Raw genomic sequence first — 20,377 nt, 5'->3', positions numbered from 1 at the left:
TTTTTTAATAACGACTAACTATGAGTTCTTTTTGTAATAGGTGGTATTCTTTATTTATTGTGATGTTTATTACGCCTGCATTAAAAGAGTAAATTAAACCCAAATAAAAAGCACTGCAGGTTCACTGCAGTGCTTTGTTTAGGGGAATGATATTAATTATTTTGCAGTTGCAACAAGCTTAACCCAATCGTAATTAGTGACACCTAACAAGCCGATTTGTAATGTCTGGCCTGAACTCACCTCTAAGATACAACTTTCATTGTTGTCTTTGTTGTTCGATAAGCAATCATATTGTGTTTTTGTTACCGCTGCATCCGCTCGAACATAGAGGTTAGTATTTCCCTCGCCACCCAATGTTTTTATGTTTACAGTGGTTGCGCCTGTAGGTACTACATAACTATAGCGCTGCCAAAAATCTGGAAATCCATAAGCACGAGATGTTAATACGCGAGTATCATTATCTGTAGGTGGTGCGCTATTTTCATAATTAGCCACGATAGTTACGTTTTGATAGCTGTTATACGCTTTAAGCATAATGTAAAAACGACCTTCTCCTTGACTTATATTACAGCTTTCATTGTTACCATTTCTAAATGGGCGGCAGTCGTAATTATTTGTGCTTGGCACTGTACTCTTTTTAACATAGAGGTCTGCATCACCTGAACCACCCGTTATGTCGATTGAAATGTTAGTGCTATTTGCAGGTACATCAATATAGTAAATAGTCTCTTGATTTAATGCTGCACTTTGGCCTGTTAATGCTTGCCCTTTAGTTAATTCAACTTCTGTTGGTGAGCCATTTGAAACACTAATCGTTTTGGTTAGCGTGTTTGTATTACTGTTACTATCTTGCACCGTAACAGAGACGTCGTAATCACCCTCAGATACAAAATTATGCACTACAGTTGCACCTGTATCGGTTTGATTATCGCCAAAGTTCCAACTATAGCTATTGATAGTACCTGCTGAGCTGGAGCTTGTTGCATCAAAATTACACTGTAATTGCTCACAGCTGTATTCAAAACGTGCGGTAGGTGGCAGTGGTGTATTACCGTCGTTATCGCCAACAGGCACTGTGTTATTAAAGTAAGTTGCGACTTGGGGCCAAATCTTACTTATTTTGGCGCCTTTATTGTAGCATCCGCCTAAATGATGAAGTGCAATAACACGATTACTTGATGCTGCAACAACAGGAGAACCAGAAGAGCCGCCTATAGTGTCACAATAGTATCCAATATCAGTATTACTTCCACGCCCATTCGTTGAGGGGGCATTAACTTGGCACAAACCATTGGTGTCTTGATCCGATTCTATCGACAGCTCCTTAGGATTACCTGAACCATGTTGCGGAATATAAATACGTTCACTTTGCTGTGCGTTTCGCACATCAAGCCCTAAGTAGCCAAACTGTTCAATATTGGCAAAGTCATTAACACTAAATAGGGTGTAATCTAACGTGTAGTCAGTTTTAAAAAACTCTTTACCTGTTACTTTTACAATAGTTTCTCTGGTTGTCCCATTACAACTTTTATTTTGGTAGTTAAACCACACTTCTGTAGAGGCAAGCTCAGATGCAGTCTCTATACAGTGGTTATTGGTAAATAACTTATTATCGCTGCCAACGCGCCAACCGGTACATAAGCTGCGTCCACCAATTACTAAGCGTGCTACCGGGCGGCTGCGGTCAAACTCTGTTGGGTTGGAATTAGCCCAACACTGCACGTCTTTGCGCTCATTAATACCGCAGGTAGACAAAGGGGCAGGTTTATTTTGTTGGTTGATATCTATATTGGCGCTTTCAGTGCCGTAATAATAGCTATCAATAACACCAAACTGGTGTTGCTGCTTACTGTTTTTTGGATCAGGGTAATATTCAATGATAACGCTGTCATTTGAAACCGACATAGAAGAAAATGAATGCACACCATCATCTCCGTTTAAGCTATCGATTGTTGCAGCGTCCATATTATTACTACTATATTCATAACGCTCTGAGTTGTCTTCGCTTCTAACGACTAACTTTGCGTCACCATTTAGATCTACTTGGCTAAAATGTAGCTTTATGTAATCAGCATTAGGGTGCGATACAGTTTGAGTAATTACAGGACCTTGTGTTGTTTCGATTGTAAATTGCCTAGAAAGATTTACATGGGTATTAGCGTGTTTGGCAATTGTGGTTTTTTTTGCTTCTTGAGTGTGTTGTAAAATAGTGAGCTCATCGATTGCAGCAAAACTGTATTGTGCATAGATAGCTGTAGCGAGCAATGCTGCGTATTTACATTTTTTCATCTTTATATCCTTTTTCACTAATAAGTGGTTTGATGTAACGTAAATGATCAACTGCATGCCCATATGATTTAATTTTGAGCAAATAATCAGTACCTAATTTACATACTAAGGGTAGGCCGCATTTTGATCTTCGCCAGAAAAAATTTAAATATTTTTAACTTTACTCGGAAACTATTGCATTTTTCACTTTGAAATCAGCTTATTTTAAAAAGGATAAATGGCTTAATATTCAATATGAAAGTTTGAACAGAAGATGTTTACCGTTGACTCTAAGCGGCTGTCACCCACACTCACTAAAAGTAACATTGTTGATGTTGAGACTTCAGATATTAAACTTTTCTATTTTAATTTTTACAAAAATATACAAGAGCCAAGTATTAATTCTGTTATTTGGGTCGTTATTCTGTAAAATTATCGGCTTAACATTTGTGATTTAATCGTTACATTTGTTGTTAGGGTTAATTATTCAATTAATATAAGCAGACGTTATGATTTTTTATATTATTGGGTTAAGTACGCTTGTTATTATTTTGTGTGTGGCGCTTTATGTGATTTACAGCAATGTACGTAAGAGTCGAGTAAGAAAGTCAAAAGAATATAATGTGTTATTTGATAAAGACACCATCATTGATGATCTTATTGCTCAACTTAGCGAGAAAAACCAAACCCAAGAAAACCAGGAAAAAACAATTAAAGGCAAACAAGAGATCCTTGCAACATTTATAGATTTGCATCGATCGGGTAGTTTTTGTGCGCATTTAAGCGAACAAGAAATTACGTATTTTGTAAAAAAGAAACTAAACATGGAGAGTACTAAAAATGGATAGCGAGCAACAAACAGTCGCTGAGGCAAAAAACACTTCATTTATGGCGCGTTTTGGTCGTCGTAATGTGATTTTACTAACATCCGTTGTTGTGGTGTTAGCAGTTATTGCAACATTAACTTCGCAGGTTATTTCATGGAATGAAGCCGATGAACGGTTAGTTCATCAGTCAGCTTTTACTGGTAATTTAACGGTAATAAATCAAGCGGGCCCTTACTTAAAAGCATTTGGTACCACATCTGCCTATAAAAAAGTTATTTCAATTAACTTTACCGGCGATAGCAGTGCAACAGCGAGTGCCATTGTACCACTCATTCCTATTCGATTCTTAGATACCACGACAGGTGGCGCCAGAGGAGTATCACGTTTTAGATTACCAGGTAATGTACCGGCAAGTGAGTCGGGCGCTTTACGTGGATTATTAAAAATTCATGAAGAATTTGGCTCCCAAGAAACCCTGATATCTAATCTTTTAATGCGTGCCACTACAGAAAATGTAAAAGCGTCGGCACGTATGATGTCGGTTGAGCAACATTATTCAGGTGGTAATGGTCAATTAAGCCAAGATTTTTCTGATCAACTGACTAATGGCATTTTTGTTACTGAGCAAATTATTAGTACTGGCGAGCGTGACAAGTCTGACGATTTAAGCAATTTAAGTAAGCAACAACGCGTTACCATTAACATAAAGAAAGATGCTGAAGGTAAGCCGCTGCGTAATGCACCTATTTTAGGCTCTTACGGCATCACGGTGGTTGATGCGAGTATTATTGATATTGATTACGAAAATAAGGTAAATGCGCGCTTAGAGGCGCAAAAGCAAGCTGCAGCAGATGAAGCGCTTGCAAGACAAAACCTTAAAAAGGCAGAGCAACAAGCACGTACAGAAGTTGCATTAGGCGAACAAGCGATTGCAAAGCAAAGAGCTGAGTCTGAAAAGCTAAAAATTAAAGAGCAAATTGATGCAGAGCGAATAAAAGCCAATGCGATTATTTCTGCACAACAGCGTGTCGCAGTGAAGGCTGAGCTTGCAAAAGAGCAAGAAGAAATTTTAAAACAGCAACGCTTAGAAGCTTTAGGCATGGATGTATTAGCTGAAGCACGTTTACGAGCAAAGTCAGCAGCACTTGATCCTAAATATGTGTTTGATGAAACACTTAAAGCAGAAGTTAAAATTCAAACGGCTTTATTTAATAGCTTAGGTAACAGCCGCTTAGTGCCTGAAATTGTTATAGGTGCGGGTCAAGGCGAACAAAACAATGGCTCTGAATTTATGCGTTTGTTGGCTGCAGATGCGGCTTTGAGTCTTAAAAAGCGTTTAGAAAAAGAGAAAAAATAAACGTTAAAAATCATTAAAAAGCCCTAGCTTTAATTGCTAGGGCTTTTTTTGTGGTATCGCTTTTTAAACGGTGAGATTAAAATTTAGGGCACAAAGCGTGGCTAAAGCCTTTTTCGGTTAGCAAAAAAGCGGCGCTTGGCGTCGAAAATATATATTCTTCATGAAGAAGAAAGGCGATTGTTCCTTTTATTTGCTCACCTTGATGATCTGAGGCATCGCTAATTAATTGTTCAGGATCTAACTGACTTGGAGTTGGAAAGTTATTATAAAGATGTTTAAAAATTAACGTAGCAATCGTGTTAAAGGTATCGTTATTTTTCATTTTTTGAGCGTCCTCAATTTATATATGTAGCAGCAAACTGGCTGTTTTAAATATGATTTCTCAAATAATAACACATTAAAAATAGGTACATGATCATCCTGCTATTTTTTAAGCTTTAATTTTGCAAGCTACTGCTTTTATTTATTAAAATGATGATTAATTGTCATGCTTACCCTGCTAAAAAGTAGTTTGTGTGTTGCTGGTGTGTTGCGCAAAATCATAAAGTGTAATTGAAGAGTTGTAAAAATACGTTATCATTGTAAAACAACATGTAAAATCAAGCAGGTACTTAGCTCACGCTGACCAAGTTCGAGTTAATAATATCAACAAGGCAAGCAAGGACAAATTATGACACCTATGAAACCTTTAGCACTAGCAGTGGCTATGGTTGTTTTTTCACATCAGGCACATGCAGATACAGATCTTGATAAAGTAAAGCAGCAATTAAGTAGCTTACAAAAACAAGTGGAAATGCTGCAAAAGCAACTTGCGAAAGCAGAGCAAAAAAGTGAAAAATCAATCGAACGCACCATTGAAGTGAAAGAAGATACAGCTGAAGTTAAAGTAGCTAAACATGAACACAAGCCTCAGGGAATTAAAGTTGGTGGTGCTGTTCGAACCAACTACAGCCATACTTCGTATGATGACGATAATAAAAATCGCGGCGGCGATTTTGACTTTGATATTTTTCGCTTAAATTTCTCAGGCGACGTTGGTGATGTAAAATTAAACGCTGAAATTCGCTTTTTTGATTATATGACCGCTGTTAAATACGCTTATGCAGCTTACGATTTTGCTGATGATTGGCAAGTTCAAGCAGGTATTACCAAGGTTCCTTTTGGTAACTGGCCATACAATTCACATAACTACTTTTTCAGCACTAACTATTATGTTGGCCTTGAAGACGACCACGATTTAGGGGTGTTATTTAAGCGTAAGATTGCTGATAACTGGCAGCTTGATTTGGGCTTTTTCAAAAATGATGAATTAGGTGGTGTTGATGGTTATGTAGATAACCGCAGCGATCGCTATTCTTACGACATTGTTGGCTTTAGAGAAGCTGGAGATGGTGTTTATGCTGAGCCAACTAATGCTATAGGCGAGTACAATACGTTCTCAGGTCGTTACGGCTACCATCTAGAACATGAAGGTGGTAAAACTGAAATAGGTGTGTCGGCACTCGCAGGTGGCTTGCATGATGGTGTTGACCGCGCAGGTGACTACAACGCGTGGGCATTACATTTAAACAGTAATATGGGCCCTTGGAACTTACAACTTCAACACGGTGAATACAACTACGATATTGATAACGTAAACCGTATTGCTGTGGGCGCTTACTCGTTTTACGACAGCATGGCGGCAGAGGCAACAATGTCGAGTGCAAACGTAGCATACAGCGTACCGGTACAATGGGGCGCGGTAACAAACTTACAGTTTTACAACGACTATAGTGCTATTTACGACAAATCAGACAACAGCAGAGATACGTGGATGAACGTAACCGGTTTCTCGGTAGCTGCTGGTGGTTTATTTACTTACTTTGACTTAGTTCATGGTAAAAATATGCCATTTGTTGGTGGTTCATTAGCGGGCGATAGCAGCGAAACTGAGCGTCGCTTTAACATTAATATTGGCTATTACTTCTAAACCAATATTCAAAGCACACGTCTACACATTGGGCGTGTGCTTATATGTCTTCACAAACTAATTAATTACCCACACTAAAACCCTTACCAAATTTGTAATTGATTAACTCAATGTTTAAAAATATATTCAGTACTTACTTTTACCTTCAATGGATTGGTTATTAGTTTCTTTGATAGAAACGCAGTAGGAAATTATATGAAAATTAGTCCATTACCACCGCTAAACAGTTTAGTTGCATTTGAAGCATCTGCTCGCCACCTAAGTTTTACTCTTGCAGCAAATGAGCTTAACGTTACTCAAGGTGCGATAAGTCGTCAAATACGACAGTTAGAAGAGTATTTAGGTAAAGCCTTATTTACTCGTGCAAGCCGCAGTATTCATTTAACCTCAGCTGGTCTGCAGTATTATCAGTCTATAAGTCGCTCCTTATTAGATATTGCAGATATAACAGGAGAGGTAAAAAAATGGCAAGGTGATAAAAAAGTAACCGTAGCTACAACTAATGCAATGGCATCATTGTGGTTATTGCCAAAAGTTGCTGAGTTTCAAAATCAATATGATGACATTGATTTGAGAATATTAGCGTCTGATAATGTAGTTGATTTAAACCGTTTAGAATGCGATTTAGCATTGTTTTTTTGTCGCACGCCTCCAGCTAATATGAAGGTGACCACTTTGTTTTGCGAAGAAGTGTTTCCAGTTTGTAGTCCTGGCTATCTTGAAAAAATTGGTAATCCGAACGATCCGAAAGATATTTTTAATAAAACAATTTTATTTTTAGATGAAACACAAATGGGATGGGTTAATTGGGATGAGTGGTTTGCAGGAGTAGGACTTGAGCAGATAGCTCCTAAAAGCCGCATTAACATAAATAATTACCCCATGTTGTTGCAAGCCTCAATTAATGGTCAAGGCATTGCATTAGCGTGGGGGTCTCTGGCTGATGAATACTTACAAAGTGGTGCATTAGTGCGTCCAACCGAGCATGTATTGGCCACTGAATCTAAGTTTTCTTTACTAGAGCCAGATAACGGTGGCCGCATACCTGCGAGTGTAAAGTATTTTAGAGAATGGTTATTAACACAACTTCCTGAAGAAGTAGGCGATACCGGTTTAGTATAAATTACATCGCAATAAAAAAACCCTGCTAAATAGCAGGGTTTTTGTTTATTAGTCTTATTATATTGATTTAGTGCTCCACAGGGCCATCCAGTTTTTCTTTACACGGATGTACGTGTTGCGGCAACATTGCCCATGGCTTTGGTTCACGGCGAATGCTATAAAACAAGGTAACACCCATCATTAAAATAAATATAGAAATAGGGAAGCCAATGATGATTGACGCATACTTTATTGCTTGCAGGCCTCCTGCATAAATAAGTACCCATGCAATAAGTGCAATAACTATACCCCATAAAATACGTATAGAGGTCGGTGGTTCAGTATCACCTGCAGCATCTAAAATACACAATATTAAGGTGCCCGAGTCGGCTGAGGTTATAAAATAAGTAGCAAGTAAGATACAGGCTAATACACTCAGTAATTTACCTAATAAGTTACTGTCTAAATTATCAAATAAGGTAAAGAGGGCACGTGTACTATCTGCTTTGGTTGCTTGTAATACAACACCACCACTAAAGGGTTCTGCGTTTGTTTCTGTAACTTGGTTTTGTGTTACAACGGTTTGTTGTTGTGCAGCAATACGTTCGTTTTGCTCCATTTTTAAGGCGCTACCACCAAATACGGAAAGCCAAATAAAGGCAATAACAGTTGGGGCTACCAAAGCACCACCAATAAGTTCGCGAATGGTACGTCCCTTTGAAATTCGCGCAATAAACATACCTACAAACGGTGCCCAAGTTAACCACCATGGCCAATAAAAAGCGGTCCAAGAGCTTTGCCATCCTGAGTCATTTTGCGAATCAGTCCACAGCCCCATCGAAATTAAATTTTGTACATAATTCCCTGATGTTTCCATAAATACATTTAAAATATAACGGGTCGGACCCACTGCAAGTACTATCAATACTAATAGTAACGACAGCAACATATTCCATTGTGAGAGTAGCCGTATTCCTCTACCAACGCCCGATAAAACCGAGCCTACAGCAATGGTACATAGCACAATAATAAGCACAGTTTGAGTAACAAGGCTAACCTCTATCCCAAACGTTTGTTGTAATCCAGAGTTAATTTGAATAACTCCAAGGCTCAGGGTTTGCGCGATGCCGAAGGCTGTAACGGCTACCGTGATAATATCGGCAACATGTCCTATAGGGCCATAAATTCTATCGCCCACCAGTGGGTGTAAAATAGAGCGAAAGGTAAAAGGAAGGCCTTTACGGTAAGAAAAATAAGACAAGGCTAAGGCAACTATTACAAAAAGCGACCACGGATGGAGTCCCCAATGGTAAAAAGTAAGCTGCATTGACATTGACGCTGCTTCATTGGTTAATCCCTCGGTGAATGGGTTTGCAGCATAGTGCCACATGGGTTCTGCTACAGACCAAAAAACCAGTCCAATACCCATCCCCCCAGAAAATAACATGGCTATCCATGCCCAAAAACTAAATTCAGGCTGATCGTCGTCATTTTCGCTCAGTCGAATATGGCCATATCGACTTACCATCAAATAAAGTAAAAAACCAACGACTAAAGTTACTAAGCCAATAGAAAACCATTTCATATTGTAGAGTAAAAAAGTCGAAAGGCTTTCAAAATACTGCCCTGCTTTATTTGCAAGTATGACTATGAATAAAATAAAGGCGATTAGAATTACCTTCGATGCGATTGTCACCGTCGGATTTAATCCCTTTAAAAAACCAGACTTAGCCAAAATTACGGATTTTTTCATGTGTGTGCTCCGTTGTCTTTTTTGTTGTTGTTAAATAAGTGGTAAGAAACTAAAAAATTAACCGGCAATTTACAAATGATTAATCCTCATCAATCCATGAGCTTTGCTTATGCGATGTTACCGCTTATTTATAACCAGTAAGCAATATTTATATTATTGCACTCTTAACCATTACAAAAACTCATGAGTGAGATGCTAAATTATCGTTTGTTTAGTGCTTTGTTGTTAATCAAAATCAACACATCTGATAACAGAATGTTGTTACGGGTTTGGGGCGTGAGGTTAATGTTAAAACTATGGGTTTTAATTATTGAACTTTGCTCTTTAAATTTTTTTAAAACACACACCGTTCGGAGAATGAGCATGGGCACTGTAAAACAAACAATAATTCCTATTAAGCAAATTGATCGTGTACTAAACCCGATACATGAAGCAACAGGTATGCCTAACGAGGCATATACCAATCCTGAGTACTTTAATTTTGAACGTGATCATGTTTTTAGTAACACATGGGTGTGCGTTGGTTTTGCATCAGATTTAATCAAAAACGGTTATGTTATGCCAATTGATTTTATGGACTTACCTTTATTAATGATGAAGAGTCGCCAAGGCGAAGTGCAGGTATTTCATAATGTGTGTAGCCATCGAGGGATGAAGTTAGTACATGAAGCAGGAGAAGTGCAAGGCATGATCCGCTGCCCTTATCATTCATGGACCTATGATTTAAATGGAAGCTTAAAAGGCACTCCACATTTAGGTGGCATCGGTAAGCATAACGATGAACGTTTTGCATGTGAAAAGCATGGGCTAAAAGCAATCCGCTCAGCTATTTGGATGGATATGGTATTCATTAATCTATCTGGCGAGGCGAGTTCTTTCGATGAACATATAGCTCCTTTAACACAGCGTTGGCAAGAGTTTTTAGGTGACGATGGTTTGAGTTTATTACGTCGTGCAAATATGGGCGGACACTTAGAAATTGAAGTAAAAAGTAACTGGAAGTTAACCATAGAAAACTTCTGTGAAGCCTATCATTTACCTTGGGTACATCCAGCGTTAAATACTTATTCTAAATTAGAAGATCACTACAATATCATGTTCGATGAGCGTTTTTCTGGTCAAGGTAGCTATAAATATAACCTTTCTGATACTGCTGGTACACACTTACCAAAATTCCCAAGCTGGCCTGAGGAAAAGCTACGCCATGCTGAATATGTTGCTTTATTTCCAAATGTACTTATTGGTATTCAAGCTGATCACGCTTTTGCAATGATGATCGACCCAATTAGTACAGATAAAACTATCGAACGTTTACGTATTTTCTATATTAGTGATGAGGCAACTAAAGATGAGTATGCGGCGTGTCGTACTGCAACACTTGAATCATGGCGTGTCGTGTTTGGTGAAGATATTGGCGCAGTTGAAGGAATGCAGCAAGGACGGTACTCACCTGGTTTTGGTGGTGGGGCTTTTTCACCTGAAATGGATACACCAACACACTTCTTCCAAATTTGGCTTGCCAAACAAGTGAAATCTGTGACGGAGGCTTAATTATGACTCATTATCTTAACTTCATTAATGGCCAGTGGTGTGATTCTCACACTCATATTTCGGTAATAAACCCTGCGACAGCTCAGGAATATAGCACGATTGCAAGTGCCAGTGTTGATGATGCAAACAATGCGATGCTAGCCGCCAGACAATGTATAAGCCGTGGACTATTGAGCGATGTACGCCCAGCTGTGCGCACAACGTGGATGCTTGATGCAGCAAAAGCTATCAAAGAGATAGCTGATGAAGGTGCTTTAGCTCTGTGCAGAGAAAACGGTAAAACCTTAGCGGATGCAAAAGATGAATTCTTAGAGGCTGCTCGTTATTTTGAATACTATGGCGGCATGGCTGACAAACTCGAAGGTACGTCGATTCCTTTAGGTAAAAACTATATTGATTTTACGCAATATATCCCTATGGGTGTATCAGTACAAATTGTACCTTGGAATTTCCCAGTTTCAATCTGTGCTCGCTCTTTAGCTCCAGCGCTGGCGGCGGGTAATGCAGTAGTCATTAAGTCACCCGAAATTTCGCCTGTTGGTATGGTGTATTTAGTCAGAGCACTCGAAAGTGTTGGCTTTCCAAGAGGCGCTATTAACCTGTTGTGTGGTAAGGGTTCAGTAGTGGGGAGCCACCTAGTTGAGCATAATGATGTTAATCAAATTGTTTTTACCGGTTCAGTGCCCACTGGGCAACGTATTCTAAAAGGTGCAGCTGAGCGTGCAACACCTTCTGTAATGGAATTGGGTGGTAAATCTGCAGCTATTGTTCTTAAAGATGCGGCTACTGAGAAAGTTATCAGCAGTGTGCAAACAGGTATTTTCTTTAATGCTGGACAAGTGTGCTCTGCAATGTCGCGTTTACTGGTAGATAAAGCGCGTTACGAAGAGATTAAATCGGCAGTGGTTACTATGGCTGAAAATTTAGTAATCGGCTCAGGTGAAGAGCAGGCCGATTTAACGCCCGTGGTTTCTCAAGCTCAACAAATCAGTGTATTGGCAATGATTGAACAAGCTAAAAAAGAGGGGGCAACTATTTTATGTGGTGGCTATGCTCCTGATTTGGCAGGTTACTATGTTGCTCCAACTGTGATCGAAGCAACCCCTGATATGTCCATATCTCAACAAGAAGTATTTGGCCCTGTATTGGTTATTATGCCATTTGAAGATGAGCAACAGGCTGTAAAAATAGCTAATGGCACTGAATTTGGTTTAGTAGCAGGTGTGTTTGGTGAAGCACTTAACCAAACATTACAAGTGGCTCAGCAACTTCGTGGTGGACAAGTTTTTATAAATGAATGGTTTGCCGGTGGCATAGAAACGCCATTTGGCGGAGTTGGATTGTCTGGCTTTGGTCGAGAAAAAGGTCAAGAAGCCATCTACAACTACATGCAAACACGCAATATTGCTATACGTTTATAACGAGTGGCAACGACTCAGTTTATAAAACTTACGGTTTATCTATTTGTGACTTTCTGCAGTAGATAACCCACAGGGTTAAATCCAAATTATTAGGATAGAGAAATGAAAAAATGGCTCTGTATTATTTGTGGCCTCATTTACGATGAGGCCCAAGGTTGGCCTGCTGATGGTATTCCTCCAGGTACCCTTTGGGAGGATGTACCACAGGATTGGGTATGTCCAGATTGTTTAGTGGGCAAAGCCGATTTTGAAATGATCGAAATAAGTGAACGTGAAGTAACTGAAGATGAAGTAACTGAAGATGAAGTAACTGAACCAGCTGTTGTTCAACACACTCGTGTTTCTGAGACCATTGTTGATGAACCGCAAGGCCCAATTGTTATCATTGGTAGTGGCCACAGTGGTTATCAAGTAGCGGCTGCATTACGTAAACAATCATCAACCGTAGCTATTACCGTATTCACCGCTGATGACGGCGCACTTTACAGCAAACCTGCACTTTCGAATGCTTTTGCAATGGGGAAAAGCGCAGCTGATTTACAAAACGAAGCCGCACTTGAGTGGGAGCAGCGTCTTAATATTCGTGTTTATCCGCATACACGTGTTGAACGAATAGATGCAGATAATCACTCTCTCATCACCAGCATAGGGCGTTATAAGTATGGGCGTTTAGTACTAGCGACAGGTGCGTCAGCAATTAAAATTCCAATTGCTGGAGACGCCTCAGAAGTACTAAGTGTGAATGATTTGCACGATTATGCACAATTGAGAGCAAAACTTGATAGTAAAAAGCGAGTTGCTATTTTAGGCGATGGGTTAATTGGCTGTGAATTTGCAAATGACTTGAGTGCCAAAGGCTATGAAGTGAGTGTCATCGGTTTAGGGCAGTGGCCAATGTATCGACTGATCCCACAAGTAGTCGGCGAAGCCTTACAGCAAAAGTTAGCAGACTTGGGGGTATCATGGTATTTAGAAGATAGTATCAACCGTATTGAAGTCAACGACTCTGTTTCATTATTACACTTAAATAGTGGTCAAGTGATTGAAGTTGACGTGGTGCTATCTGCGGTAGGATTAGTGCCAAATGTAACGCTTGCTGAGCAAGCTGGATTAGAAGTTGAGCGTGGTATTAAAGTAAATGACGATGGCCAAACCAGTCGCCCTGCTATATTTGCATTAGGTGACTGTGCGCAAACATCACAAGGATGGCAGCCATATATTGCACCCATAAATCAAATTCTACCTGCTTTAGTCAATAGCCTGTTGGGCAATGTAACTAACGCCAAATTTTTGCCGAGTCCCGTTATTGTTAAAACCCCTATAATGCCGTTAACTATTTTTCCTGTACCACCTATGGCGCAAGGTCAGTGGCATATAAAACAACAAGGTGAAGAGTTAGTGGCTGTATTTAATGATGCTAATGAGCAAGTACTTGGTTTTGCTCTGTTAGGTAAACAAGTACAGGCTAACCGCAGTTATTGGTTAGAGCAAATAAGTTTAAATAACCTAGCAGCAACGGAGTAAAATATGATTCATTTACCGCATGATGATAATACCTGTGGCTGGTATAACGCTTTACCAAAGCAGCCTAAACAAGCGCTTTTAACGGGGGCACAAAAGGCTGACTACGTGGTTTTAGGCGCTGGTTTTGCTGGTTTAGCTATGGCACGCCGTTTAGCTGAGCACGCGCCAAATGCACGAATTGCCTTAATTGATGCACAGCGAATAGGCCAAGGTGCATCAGGGCGTAATTCAGGGTTTGTGATTGACTTACCGCATAAATTCTCTCTTGAGCACCCAGATCCTGCACATAAGCAAAGATTATTGTCACTTAATCGTTTTGCGATTGATCAGCTTGCTTCTTTAGTCGCTAAATATAACATTGATTGCCAGTGGTCGGCTGCGGGTAAATACCAAGGTGCAGTAGGCGCTAGGGGTGAAGCTTACCTTGATCACTTCGAACATCTTATGACCGATTTAGGCGAACCATTTGAGCATGTTACTGGCACTGATTTGGCAAAAGTATTAGGCACTAATTACTACAGCCGTGCTATTTACACCCCGGGGGGGTACTTGGTTCAACCCGCAGCACTAGCCTGTGGTTTAGGTGCTAACTTACCAAAAAACATTGAGGTATTTGAGCATTCGCCTATTGTGCGCTTGGAGAAAGAGCAAGGAGGGTGGCTGTTGCAAGGAGAGCACGGCAGCATTAAAACACCTCAGTTATTACTGGGTACAAGTATTTTTACTCGTGAGTTTGGTTTTTTAAAAAATCGATTACTTCCTGTAATGACTTTTGCTAGTTGGACCCGACCGCTAAACGATAAAGAAATGCAGCAGTATACAGGTTTACTTGATTGGGGACTTACACCCGCTGATCACGCTGGCACAACGCTTAGGATGACCGCTGATCGTCGTATTATTATTCGTAATACCTACCAACATGTAGCTAAATATGGCAACAGCATTAGTGATAAGTTGCGTCAGGAAATTCAAAACGATCATCGCAAAGTATTTTTAGCTCGCTATCCACAACTAGTCGATGTGCCTTTTACACATTCGTGGGGAGGCACCTATGCTATTTCGCGAAATTTCACTAATTTTTTTGGCCAACTCGATGATGGAGTGTTTGCCAGCGCCTGTGATAACGGTGTGGGGGTTGCTTGGGGAACTGTGTCGGGTACTTTGCTTGCTGATTATGTTATGGGGGCAACATCGCAGTCGCTTGATGATATTCAGCAGGTAACGGGTATGCCAAGTTTAAATCCACCAGAGCCATTGCTTGGTTTAGGAGTAAAAAGCCGAATTAAACTTGCCAAATGGCAAAGTAGGAGTGAAATATGAAACAGGTTAAATTAGTAGACAGTAAATTACTCGACTTTAATGTACGTGGAGATACGCCTGGGATGGCCTACGTGGCTCGTGCACTTAGCACTGAAATATCACCAAATATAGGTGTTGGTTTTGCGAAATGGGAAGGTGCAAAAGTAGCATGGACAGTACTTTATGATGAAGTTGTATTTGTTATAGAAGGCTGCTTCGAGTTAACCGCAAATGGCGAAACCCATCATGTTAAGCCAGGGCAAATGCTCTGGATACCAGAAGGAACAGAGCTGGTATATGGCGGACATGCATTGTTTGGTTATGTTGTTCATCCAGGTAATTGGAAAGAGATACATGGTATAGCCTAACTGCCATTTTAAGTGTTCAAATTAGTTCCTAAGCCCTCTAACCAACCATTTGAGGGCTTTTTTATTGGCCGTTTTTTTAGGTTGCATTAGTAATGAAAAATAAAAGCTTAAGCCACAAATAGTTAATTTTAAAAATAGGTAAAATATTGAATATTGAGTAATCAACTTCTAGTATAAAAGTTCAAATGGAATAAAATAAATAATCCATATAGCTTAGCTGGAGGCTAGACATCGATGATTGTAGTTAATGAGCAGGTATTATCAGATGTAAATAAAAACTTTATTATTCCACCAAGACCGCAAATCTTAAATGATCTTGAATTATTAGCATCTGCACAAGAGCCCTCGCTTTCAGACGCCGCAGAAATCATCGCTAAAGATGTTGCTATTGCATCCGCTATTTTAAAGATAGTTAATTCACCCGCTTATGGCTTAGTTCGTAGTGTGTCAAATATTAAACAAGCCATTATGTTTTTAGGTTGGAATGGCATTGAAGCTTTAGTTCCTAGCCTAAAGCTAAAGCAAATGTTCGCCCAAAATGAGTGCTGTATTAGCCTTGAACGTTTTTGGGATACCGCCTCAGAAATTGCTGATGTAAACATGATTATTGGACAACGTCTAAATAATGTCCCCGTTGAGTACTTGTATACGCTTGGTTTGTTTCATGATTGTGGCATTGTGCCAATGGCAATCAAATTTGATAATTACGTGAGTGCTTTGCATACTTCAAATAATACCCATAAAGAAAGCTTGATAGATATAGAAGAGCGTTTATATGGAACTAATCATGCCACTGTGGGTTATTACTTAGCGACCAGCTGGCATTTACCCGTAGATATTTGTCAGCTTATTTTACGTCATCACGATTTGAGCATGCTAAGTAACATAACTGGAAGTAACCAACAATTGTGTTACAGCGTTTTAAAAATGTCTGAGAATCTGGTTAATTGTGTTTTACGCGGTGACACCACTAAAGATTGGGATGATATAGAAAAACACGTTTTAGCAACATTAAATATGTCAGAAGACGATTATATTGATCTACAAGAAGAGGTGATTGACTTTTTGAACTGCTAATCGCTTTTTAGCAGCTTAAAACCTATAGGTTAGTTTTTTTCACTTATTGGTTTGTTTTTAATCGTTTGTCGAGATTAAGTAAACACTCTAAAGTTTAGTTGTCGGCAACAAGCACGACTAACCAAATAGGAAATTAATCATGAAACGCTCACTTATCAAAACCATCGCTCTTGGCTCTTTATTAACTTGCTCAGCTGCTGTAATGGCTGATCAAAGTGATTACAAGTTAATGGTTATTGAAGAGGCTAAAACAGCCCCTCAAGAATTCGAAGTTGCATTTAACGATTGTGCATTAAATGTAAAATCAAAAAATTATAGCCAAGCTGAAGAAATCTGCTCAAAAGCAATTACTTTATTACAACAAAGCACTGGCCCACGTTTTAAAGTACGTGAGCTAACTTCATTTGCTTTAAGTAACCGTGGTGTAGGACGTTTAATGGCTAAAAACGAAACAGCTGCATTATCAGACTTTTACGAAGCACAACAAATGTCAGGTAACGAGTTAGTGTCGCACAATTTAACGCGCGCTAAGCAAGATCTCGCGCTGTAATATTTATTAAAGTTTCAAAAAGCCCATGCTGTTTCAGCATGGGCTTTTTACGTTTATTAGGCTTAAACACTATTTAGAATAATTTGGGTCAGCTGTTTCAGCCCCTTACCTTTGTTAGTTATTTTCCATGCAAGGTATAAGTCTTGAGTTGGGCGTGGCTCGGTAAGTTCCACAACATGCAGTTTGTTAGCTTTTATATGCTCAGTAATAAGGTTTACAGGTAAATAACCAATACCAATAGCGGATAAAATAGCGGTTATTTTTTGGCTTACAGAACTTACATAAAAACGCTGATTACCTTCGATTAAGTTAGCTGACCACGGAATACCTTGCTTTGCTGAGTCATGCACTATAACCGTGGTGTATTGACCGAGTTCGCTGGGCTCAGTGGGGGTTTTTAGTAGCGCTAACGGGTGGCTAGGGTGAACCACCAGAACATTTTGAATATCAGCTATTTTTACCGCTCTGATCCCCTTTTGATTAGGTACAGGGGCCGGTGCGCCAATCACTAAATCAACGTCATCCTCAATTAAAGCCTCCCAAGTGCCATTAAGTACTTCCTCTTTAATGTCTATCTCAATATTTTTATGCTCATTTAAAAATAGCTGTAGATTTTTGAATACGTCACTTATGTCAAAAATAGAGTCATAGGCAATACGTATCCGTGGCTCCCAGCCATTAGCTATGGTTTGTGTTTGCTCCGATAAATTATTTATAGCATTGAGTACTTTACGCCCCTCGGTCAGTAAATGTTTACCTGCTGGGGTTAAAACGGCACGTCGACCTTGGCGCTGAAACAAGGTTACATTTAATTGCTCTTCAAGTTTATTAACAATATACGACAAGGCTGAGGGTACTTTATTAAGTTGCTCTGCAGCGGCTGCGTAACTGCCACGATGCTCAATGGCGTCCAGTACCAGTAAAGCTTCTATGCTTATAGGGGGTGTATTCATAATGATACCCAATATTAACTGTTCAAAATATTTGAACATATAGAGCAAATAATAGGAGTTATTTAATTTTAATTCAACTTATACAATAGCTGCATACTCAATTGGAACAATACAGGTTAAAACTATGACGATTAAAAATATCACAGCTGCCATCACAAAAACTGAACAGTCTTTTGCAACACTACCATTAAGGCTTATTGCAGGATTAGTGTTTAGTGCTCATGGTGCACAAAAACTGTTTGCGTGGTTTGGCGGCTATGGCTTGGAAGGCACAGGGCAATGGATGGAGTCGATTGGCTTAGCACCGGGCTATTTAATGGCATTAATGGCCGGTGGCGCTGAATTTTTTGGTGGGTTACTACTCATCGTTGGTTTGCTGGTGCGTCCTGCGAGTTTTGTACTGGCTATCACTATGGTAGTTGCTATTTTTACCACACACATAGATAACGGTTTATTTATGAGCAATAACGGTTATGAATTTGCGTTATCGCTGTTAGCCATTACCCTAGCTTTACTGATCCAAGGAGCTGGAAAGCTATCCCTTGATGGAAAAATTTATCACAAATTAAATCAATAAGCTGGTCACATAAGTGATTGAACTTTAAGCTGCCAACCTGCGTAAGGTTGGCACACTCTATAAACTAAGGAGACGGACATGGGATTACTTGTTAACGGTGAATGGGTCGATAAATGGTATGACACTGAAAAAAGCGACGGTAAATTTGTACGCCAAGATAGCCGCTTTAGAGATACGATTTCATCAGCGCAAAACAGTAAATTTAAACCAGAAGCGGGTCGCTATCATTTATATGTATCCTTGGCTTGCCCTTGGGCGCACCGCACCATTATATTTCGTAAATTAAAGCAGCTCGAAGACATTATTTCTATGAGTATTGTTGAAGCACCTATGATGGAAAACGGCTGGGAATTTGGCGAGCAGGGCGATCCACTTTATAACTTAGATTACGCTTACCAATTGTATTTAAAAGCCGACCCTAGCTATGAAGGGCGTGTTACCGTGCCTATTTTATGGGATAAAAAAACGCAGACTATTGTAAACAACGAATCAATAGAAATAATTCGCATGTTTAATAGTGCGTTTAATGAGCTTACTGGTAACACCGACGATTATTATCCAGATGCGCTACGTGAAGAAATAGAAACGGTGAATAACCGTGTCTATAACACCATTAACAATGGGGTGTATAAAGCCGGTTTTGCTACAACTCAAGAAGCTTACAACGAAGCTTACACCGCCTTGTTTGATAGCTTAGATTGGTTAGAAACTCGATTAGCAAAACAGCGTTACTTAGTGGGCGATAAACTCACTGAAGCCGATTGGCGATTATTTACCACACTTATCCGCTTTGATGCTGTGTATCACGGGCACTTTAAGTGTAATCGAGAAAAGTTAAGTGAGTTTCATCATCTTAGTAACTACATTAATGAGCTTTACCAAGTACCTGGGGTAAAGGAAACGGTCGATTTAGAATACACAAAGGTGCATTACTACGTCAGTCACGTAACCATTAACCCAACGCAAATTGTGCCTTTAGGTGCTAAACACACGTTTGATGCTGCCCATGATCGAGACCGTCAATACTAAATGACGTAGAGATAACGTATAGGAAAAAATATGCTTACTCATTACCCAAAAAATAGCTTAGGCAATGCTGATCATGGTTGGCTTAAGTCAAAGCACCATTTTAGTTTTGCGAATTATTATAATCCTGCTCGTATGGGATTTGGCACTTTGCGTGTAGTTAATGATGACTGGGTAGCCCCAGGTATGGGGTTTGGTGCGCACCCACATAGAAATATGGAAATTATTAGTTTTATCCGTAGTGGTGCCATTACTCATCAAGATAGTATGGGCAACAAAGGGATCACCGAGCAAGGTGAGGTGCAGGTAATGAGTGCAGGCACCGGCATTACCCACTCAGAATATAACCTAACAGATGAACCACTAACGTTTTATCAAATTTGGATTCAGAGTAATCAACACAATGTTGAGCCGCGTTGGGAAAGTAAAAAGTTTCCTACGCAAGCTGCAAGCAGCCTTAGCTTACTGGTTTCAGGTTATCCAAAAGATGCCGATAGTGCACTGTTTATTAATCAGCAGGCGCGTATTTATGGTGGTAAGCTGGCAAAAGGCACATTAATAAAACAGCCGATTGATCATCAAGCCTATGTACTGGCATCGGCAGGAGAGCTTATTATTAGCGATGAGTCAGCCTCAGTTAACATGAATAAAGGTGATGGCGCAGAAGTTACACAGACTAAAACCATCACTTTAACGGCAACCACTGAGTGTGAATTGATTATTATCGATAGCAAAATTTAAGCGCAATTTACGTGC

General features: G+C 39.6%; 18 protein-coding genes and 1 pseudogene. 15 read left to right on the top strand and 4 right to left on the bottom strand.

Features of this window, described 5'->3' with window-relative positions; translation table 11 throughout:
• Window positions 1-156: 156 nt before the first annotated feature.
• Window positions 157-2,289 carry a pre-peptidase C-terminal domain-containing protein gene (locus ACNSN3_RS08195; protein ID WP_418606970.1) on the bottom strand — a complete coding sequence of 711 codons (2,133 nt, stop codon included), beginning with the start codon at window positions 2,287-2,289 and terminating at the stop codon, window positions 157-159.
• A 488-nt stretch (window positions 2,290-2,777) separates the two neighbouring features.
• Here ACNSN3_RS08195 and ACNSN3_RS08190 point away from each other — a divergent pair, with 488 nt between their 5' ends.
• Entirely contained in the window at window positions 2,778-3,116 is a 339-nt protein-coding gene (locus ACNSN3_RS08190; protein ID WP_010390319.1) for a hypothetical protein, read from the top strand.
• The gene (locus ACNSN3_RS08185) at window positions 3,109-4,452 is read left to right on the top strand and encodes an SPFH domain-containing protein (protein ID WP_010390318.1); all 1,344 of its coding nucleotides are present in this window, start codon (window positions 3,109-3,111) and stop codon (window positions 4,450-4,452) included. Before ACNSN3_RS08190 ends, ACNSN3_RS08185 begins: the two co-directional genes overlap by 8 nt.
• A gap of 76 nt (window positions 4,453-4,528) precedes the next feature.
• Here ACNSN3_RS08185 and ACNSN3_RS08180 read toward each other — a convergent pair whose 3' ends face one another.
• Entirely contained in the window at window positions 4,529-4,774 is a 246-nt protein-coding gene (locus tag ACNSN3_RS08180; RefSeq protein WP_054201077.1) for a hypothetical protein, read from the bottom strand.
• Between the two features lie 348 nt (window positions 4,775-5,122).
• Here ACNSN3_RS08180 and ACNSN3_RS08175 point away from each other — a divergent pair, with 348 nt between their 5' ends.
• Together ACNSN3_RS08175 and ACNSN3_RS08170 are read left to right on the top strand one after the other, a co-directional pair.
• Window positions 5,123-6,421 carry a porin gene (locus ACNSN3_RS08175; RefSeq protein ID WP_010390315.1) on the top strand — a complete coding sequence of 433 codons (1,299 nt, stop codon included), beginning with the start codon at window positions 5,123-5,125 and terminating at the stop codon, window positions 6,419-6,421.
• 195 nt (window positions 6,422-6,616) lie between these two features.
• Window positions 6,617-7,543, top strand: coding sequence for a LysR substrate-binding domain-containing protein (locus ACNSN3_RS08170; RefSeq protein WP_010390313.1), 927 nt, complete (start codon window positions 6,617-6,619; stop codon window positions 7,541-7,543).
• A 67-nt stretch (window positions 7,544-7,610) separates the two neighbouring features.
• On the opposite strand, the gene ACNSN3_RS08165 is transcribed toward ACNSN3_RS08170, so the two are convergent.
• On the bottom strand, window positions 7,611-9,275 hold the full coding sequence (locus tag ACNSN3_RS08165) for a BCCT family transporter (RefSeq protein ID WP_021033099.1): 1,665 nt from the start codon (window positions 9,273-9,275) through the stop codon (window positions 7,611-7,613).
• A 363-nt stretch (window positions 9,276-9,638) separates the two neighbouring features.
• Between ACNSN3_RS08165 and ACNSN3_RS08160 the strand changes: the two genes are divergently transcribed.
• The 8 genes and pseudogenes from ACNSN3_RS08160 to ACNSN3_RS08125 all read left to right on the top strand — a co-directional run bounded on the left by ACNSN3_RS08160 (window position 9,639) and on the right by ACNSN3_RS08125 (window position 17,065).
• Window positions 9,639-10,826, top strand: a complete 1,188-nt coding sequence (locus ACNSN3_RS08160) for an aromatic ring-hydroxylating oxygenase subunit alpha (RefSeq protein ID WP_041708938.1) — start codon at window positions 9,639-9,641, stop codon at window positions 10,824-10,826.
• A gap of 2 nt (window positions 10,827-10,828) precedes the next feature.
• Window positions 10,829-12,247 carry an aldehyde dehydrogenase family protein gene (locus ACNSN3_RS08155; protein ID WP_418606966.1) on the top strand — a complete coding sequence of 473 codons (1,419 nt, stop codon included), beginning with the start codon at window positions 10,829-10,831 and terminating at the stop codon, window positions 12,245-12,247.
• Between the two features lie 102 nt (window positions 12,248-12,349).
• Window positions 12,350-12,514, top strand: a pseudogene (locus ACNSN3_RS08150) (rubredoxin); the annotation flags it as partial.
• A complete protein-coding gene (locus tag ACNSN3_RS08145) occupies window positions 12,500-13,771 on the top strand; it encodes an NAD(P)/FAD-dependent oxidoreductase (protein WP_418609054.1) in 1,272 nt (423 codons plus the stop codon). The pseudogene ACNSN3_RS08150 and the gene ACNSN3_RS08145, both read left to right, overlap by 15 nt.
• 3 nt (window positions 13,772-13,774) lie before the next feature.
• On the top strand, window positions 13,775-15,091 hold the full coding sequence (locus ACNSN3_RS08140) for an NAD(P)/FAD-dependent oxidoreductase (protein WP_010390306.1): 1,317 nt from the start codon (window positions 13,775-13,777) through the stop codon (window positions 15,089-15,091).
• On the top strand, window positions 15,088-15,438 hold the full coding sequence (locus ACNSN3_RS08135) for a cupin domain-containing protein (RefSeq protein ID WP_075169106.1): 351 nt from the start codon (window positions 15,088-15,090) through the stop codon (window positions 15,436-15,438). The genes ACNSN3_RS08140 and ACNSN3_RS08135 overlap by 4 nt, the downstream gene beginning before the upstream one ends.
• A gap of 234 nt (window positions 15,439-15,672) precedes the next feature.
• Window positions 15,673-16,515 carry an HDOD domain-containing protein gene (locus ACNSN3_RS08130; protein ID WP_010390303.1) on the top strand — a complete coding sequence of 281 codons (843 nt, stop codon included), beginning with the start codon at window positions 15,673-15,675 and terminating at the stop codon, window positions 16,513-16,515.
• 139 nt (window positions 16,516-16,654) lie between these two features.
• Window positions 16,655-17,065 carry a hypothetical protein gene (locus tag ACNSN3_RS08125; RefSeq protein WP_010390302.1) on the top strand — a complete coding sequence of 137 codons (411 nt, stop codon included), beginning with the start codon at window positions 16,655-16,657 and terminating at the stop codon, window positions 17,063-17,065.
• 62 nt (window positions 17,066-17,127) lie between these two features.
• Here the strand turns inward: ACNSN3_RS08125 and ACNSN3_RS08120 are convergent, their stop codons facing one another.
• Window positions 17,128-18,018, bottom strand: coding sequence for a LysR substrate-binding domain-containing protein (locus tag ACNSN3_RS08120; RefSeq protein ID WP_418606963.1), 891 nt, complete (start codon window positions 18,016-18,018; stop codon window positions 17,128-17,130).
• A gap of 124 nt (window positions 18,019-18,142) precedes the next feature.
• Here ACNSN3_RS08120 and ACNSN3_RS08115 point away from each other — a divergent pair, with 124 nt between their 5' ends.
• The 3 genes from ACNSN3_RS08115 to ACNSN3_RS08105 all read left to right on the top strand — a co-directional run bounded on the left by ACNSN3_RS08115 (window position 18,143) and on the right by ACNSN3_RS08105 (window position 20,362).
• The gene (locus ACNSN3_RS08115) at window positions 18,143-18,595 is read left to right on the top strand and encodes a DoxX family protein (RefSeq protein WP_418606961.1); all 453 of its coding nucleotides are present in this window, start codon (window positions 18,143-18,145) and stop codon (window positions 18,593-18,595) included.
• 78 nt (window positions 18,596-18,673) lie between these two features.
• On the top strand, window positions 18,674-19,624 hold the full coding sequence (locus tag ACNSN3_RS08110; protein WP_138621225.1) for a glutathione S-transferase family protein: 951 nt from the start codon (window positions 18,674-18,676) through the stop codon (window positions 19,622-19,624).
• A 30-nt stretch (window positions 19,625-19,654) separates the two neighbouring features.
• Window positions 19,655-20,362 (top strand): pirin family protein, encoded by a 708-nt coding sequence (locus tag ACNSN3_RS08105; protein WP_418606959.1) that lies wholly within the window; start codon window positions 19,655-19,657, stop codon window positions 20,360-20,362.
• The last annotated feature ends 15 nt before the right edge of the window (window positions 20,363-20,377 follow it).

Source organism: Pseudoalteromonas sp. US3C1004, from assembly GCF_048401065.1.
Taxonomy (GTDB): domain Bacteria; phylum Pseudomonadota; class Gammaproteobacteria; order Enterobacterales; family Alteromonadaceae; genus Pseudoalteromonas; species Pseudoalteromonas undina.
This window is presented reverse-complemented; position numbering and strand designations above follow the sequence as displayed.

What these genes read in the sequence shown, in the direction of transcription:
- ACNSN3_RS08195 (WP_418606970.1), bottom strand. Translation starts at nt 2,289, where the DNA reads ATGAAAAAATGTAAATACGCAGCATTGCTCGCTACAGCTATCTATGCA.
- ACNSN3_RS08190 (WP_010390319.1), top strand. Translation starts at nt 2,778, where the DNA reads ATGATTTTTTATATTATTGGGTTAAGTACGCTTGTTATTATTTTGTGT.
- ACNSN3_RS08185 (WP_010390318.1), top strand. Translation starts at nt 3,109, where the DNA reads ATGGATAGCGAGCAACAAACAGTCGCTGAGGCAAAAAACACTTCATTT.
- ACNSN3_RS08180 (WP_054201077.1), bottom strand. Translation starts at nt 4,774, where the DNA reads ATGAAAAATAACGATACCTTTAACACGATTGCTACGTTAATTTTTAAA.
- ACNSN3_RS08175 (WP_010390315.1), top strand. Translation starts at nt 5,123, where the DNA reads ATGACACCTATGAAACCTTTAGCACTAGCAGTGGCTATGGTTGTTTTT.
- ACNSN3_RS08170 (WP_010390313.1), top strand. Translation starts at nt 6,617, where the DNA reads ATGAAAATTAGTCCATTACCACCGCTAAACAGTTTAGTTGCATTTGAA.
- ACNSN3_RS08165 (WP_021033099.1), bottom strand. Translation starts at nt 9,275, where the DNA reads ATGAAAAAATCCGTAATTTTGGCTAAGTCTGGTTTTTTAAAGGGATTA.
- ACNSN3_RS08160 (WP_041708938.1), top strand. Translation starts at nt 9,639, where the DNA reads ATGGGCACTGTAAAACAAACAATAATTCCTATTAAGCAAATTGATCGT.
- ACNSN3_RS08155 (WP_418606966.1), top strand. Translation starts at nt 10,829, where the DNA reads ATGACTCATTATCTTAACTTCATTAATGGCCAGTGGTGTGATTCTCAC.
- ACNSN3_RS08145 (WP_418609054.1), top strand. Translation starts at nt 12,500, where the DNA reads ATGATCGAAATAAGTGAACGTGAAGTAACTGAAGATGAAGTAACTGAA.
- ACNSN3_RS08140 (WP_010390306.1), top strand. Translation starts at nt 13,775, where the DNA reads ATGATTCATTTACCGCATGATGATAATACCTGTGGCTGGTATAACGCT.
- ACNSN3_RS08135 (WP_075169106.1), top strand. Translation starts at nt 15,088, where the DNA reads ATGAAACAGGTTAAATTAGTAGACAGTAAATTACTCGACTTTAATGTA.
- ACNSN3_RS08130 (WP_010390303.1), top strand. Translation starts at nt 15,673, where the DNA reads ATGATTGTAGTTAATGAGCAGGTATTATCAGATGTAAATAAAAACTTT.
- ACNSN3_RS08125 (WP_010390302.1), top strand. Translation starts at nt 16,655, where the DNA reads ATGAAACGCTCACTTATCAAAACCATCGCTCTTGGCTCTTTATTAACT.
- ACNSN3_RS08120 (WP_418606963.1), bottom strand. Translation starts at nt 18,018, where the DNA reads ATGAATACACCCCCTATAAGCATAGAAGCTTTACTGGTACTGGACGCC.
- ACNSN3_RS08115 (WP_418606961.1), top strand. Translation starts at nt 18,143, where the DNA reads ATGACGATTAAAAATATCACAGCTGCCATCACAAAAACTGAACAGTCT.
- ACNSN3_RS08110 (WP_138621225.1), top strand. Translation starts at nt 18,674, where the DNA reads ATGGGATTACTTGTTAACGGTGAATGGGTCGATAAATGGTATGACACT.
- ACNSN3_RS08105 (WP_418606959.1), top strand. Translation starts at nt 19,655, where the DNA reads ATGCTTACTCATTACCCAAAAAATAGCTTAGGCAATGCTGATCATGGT.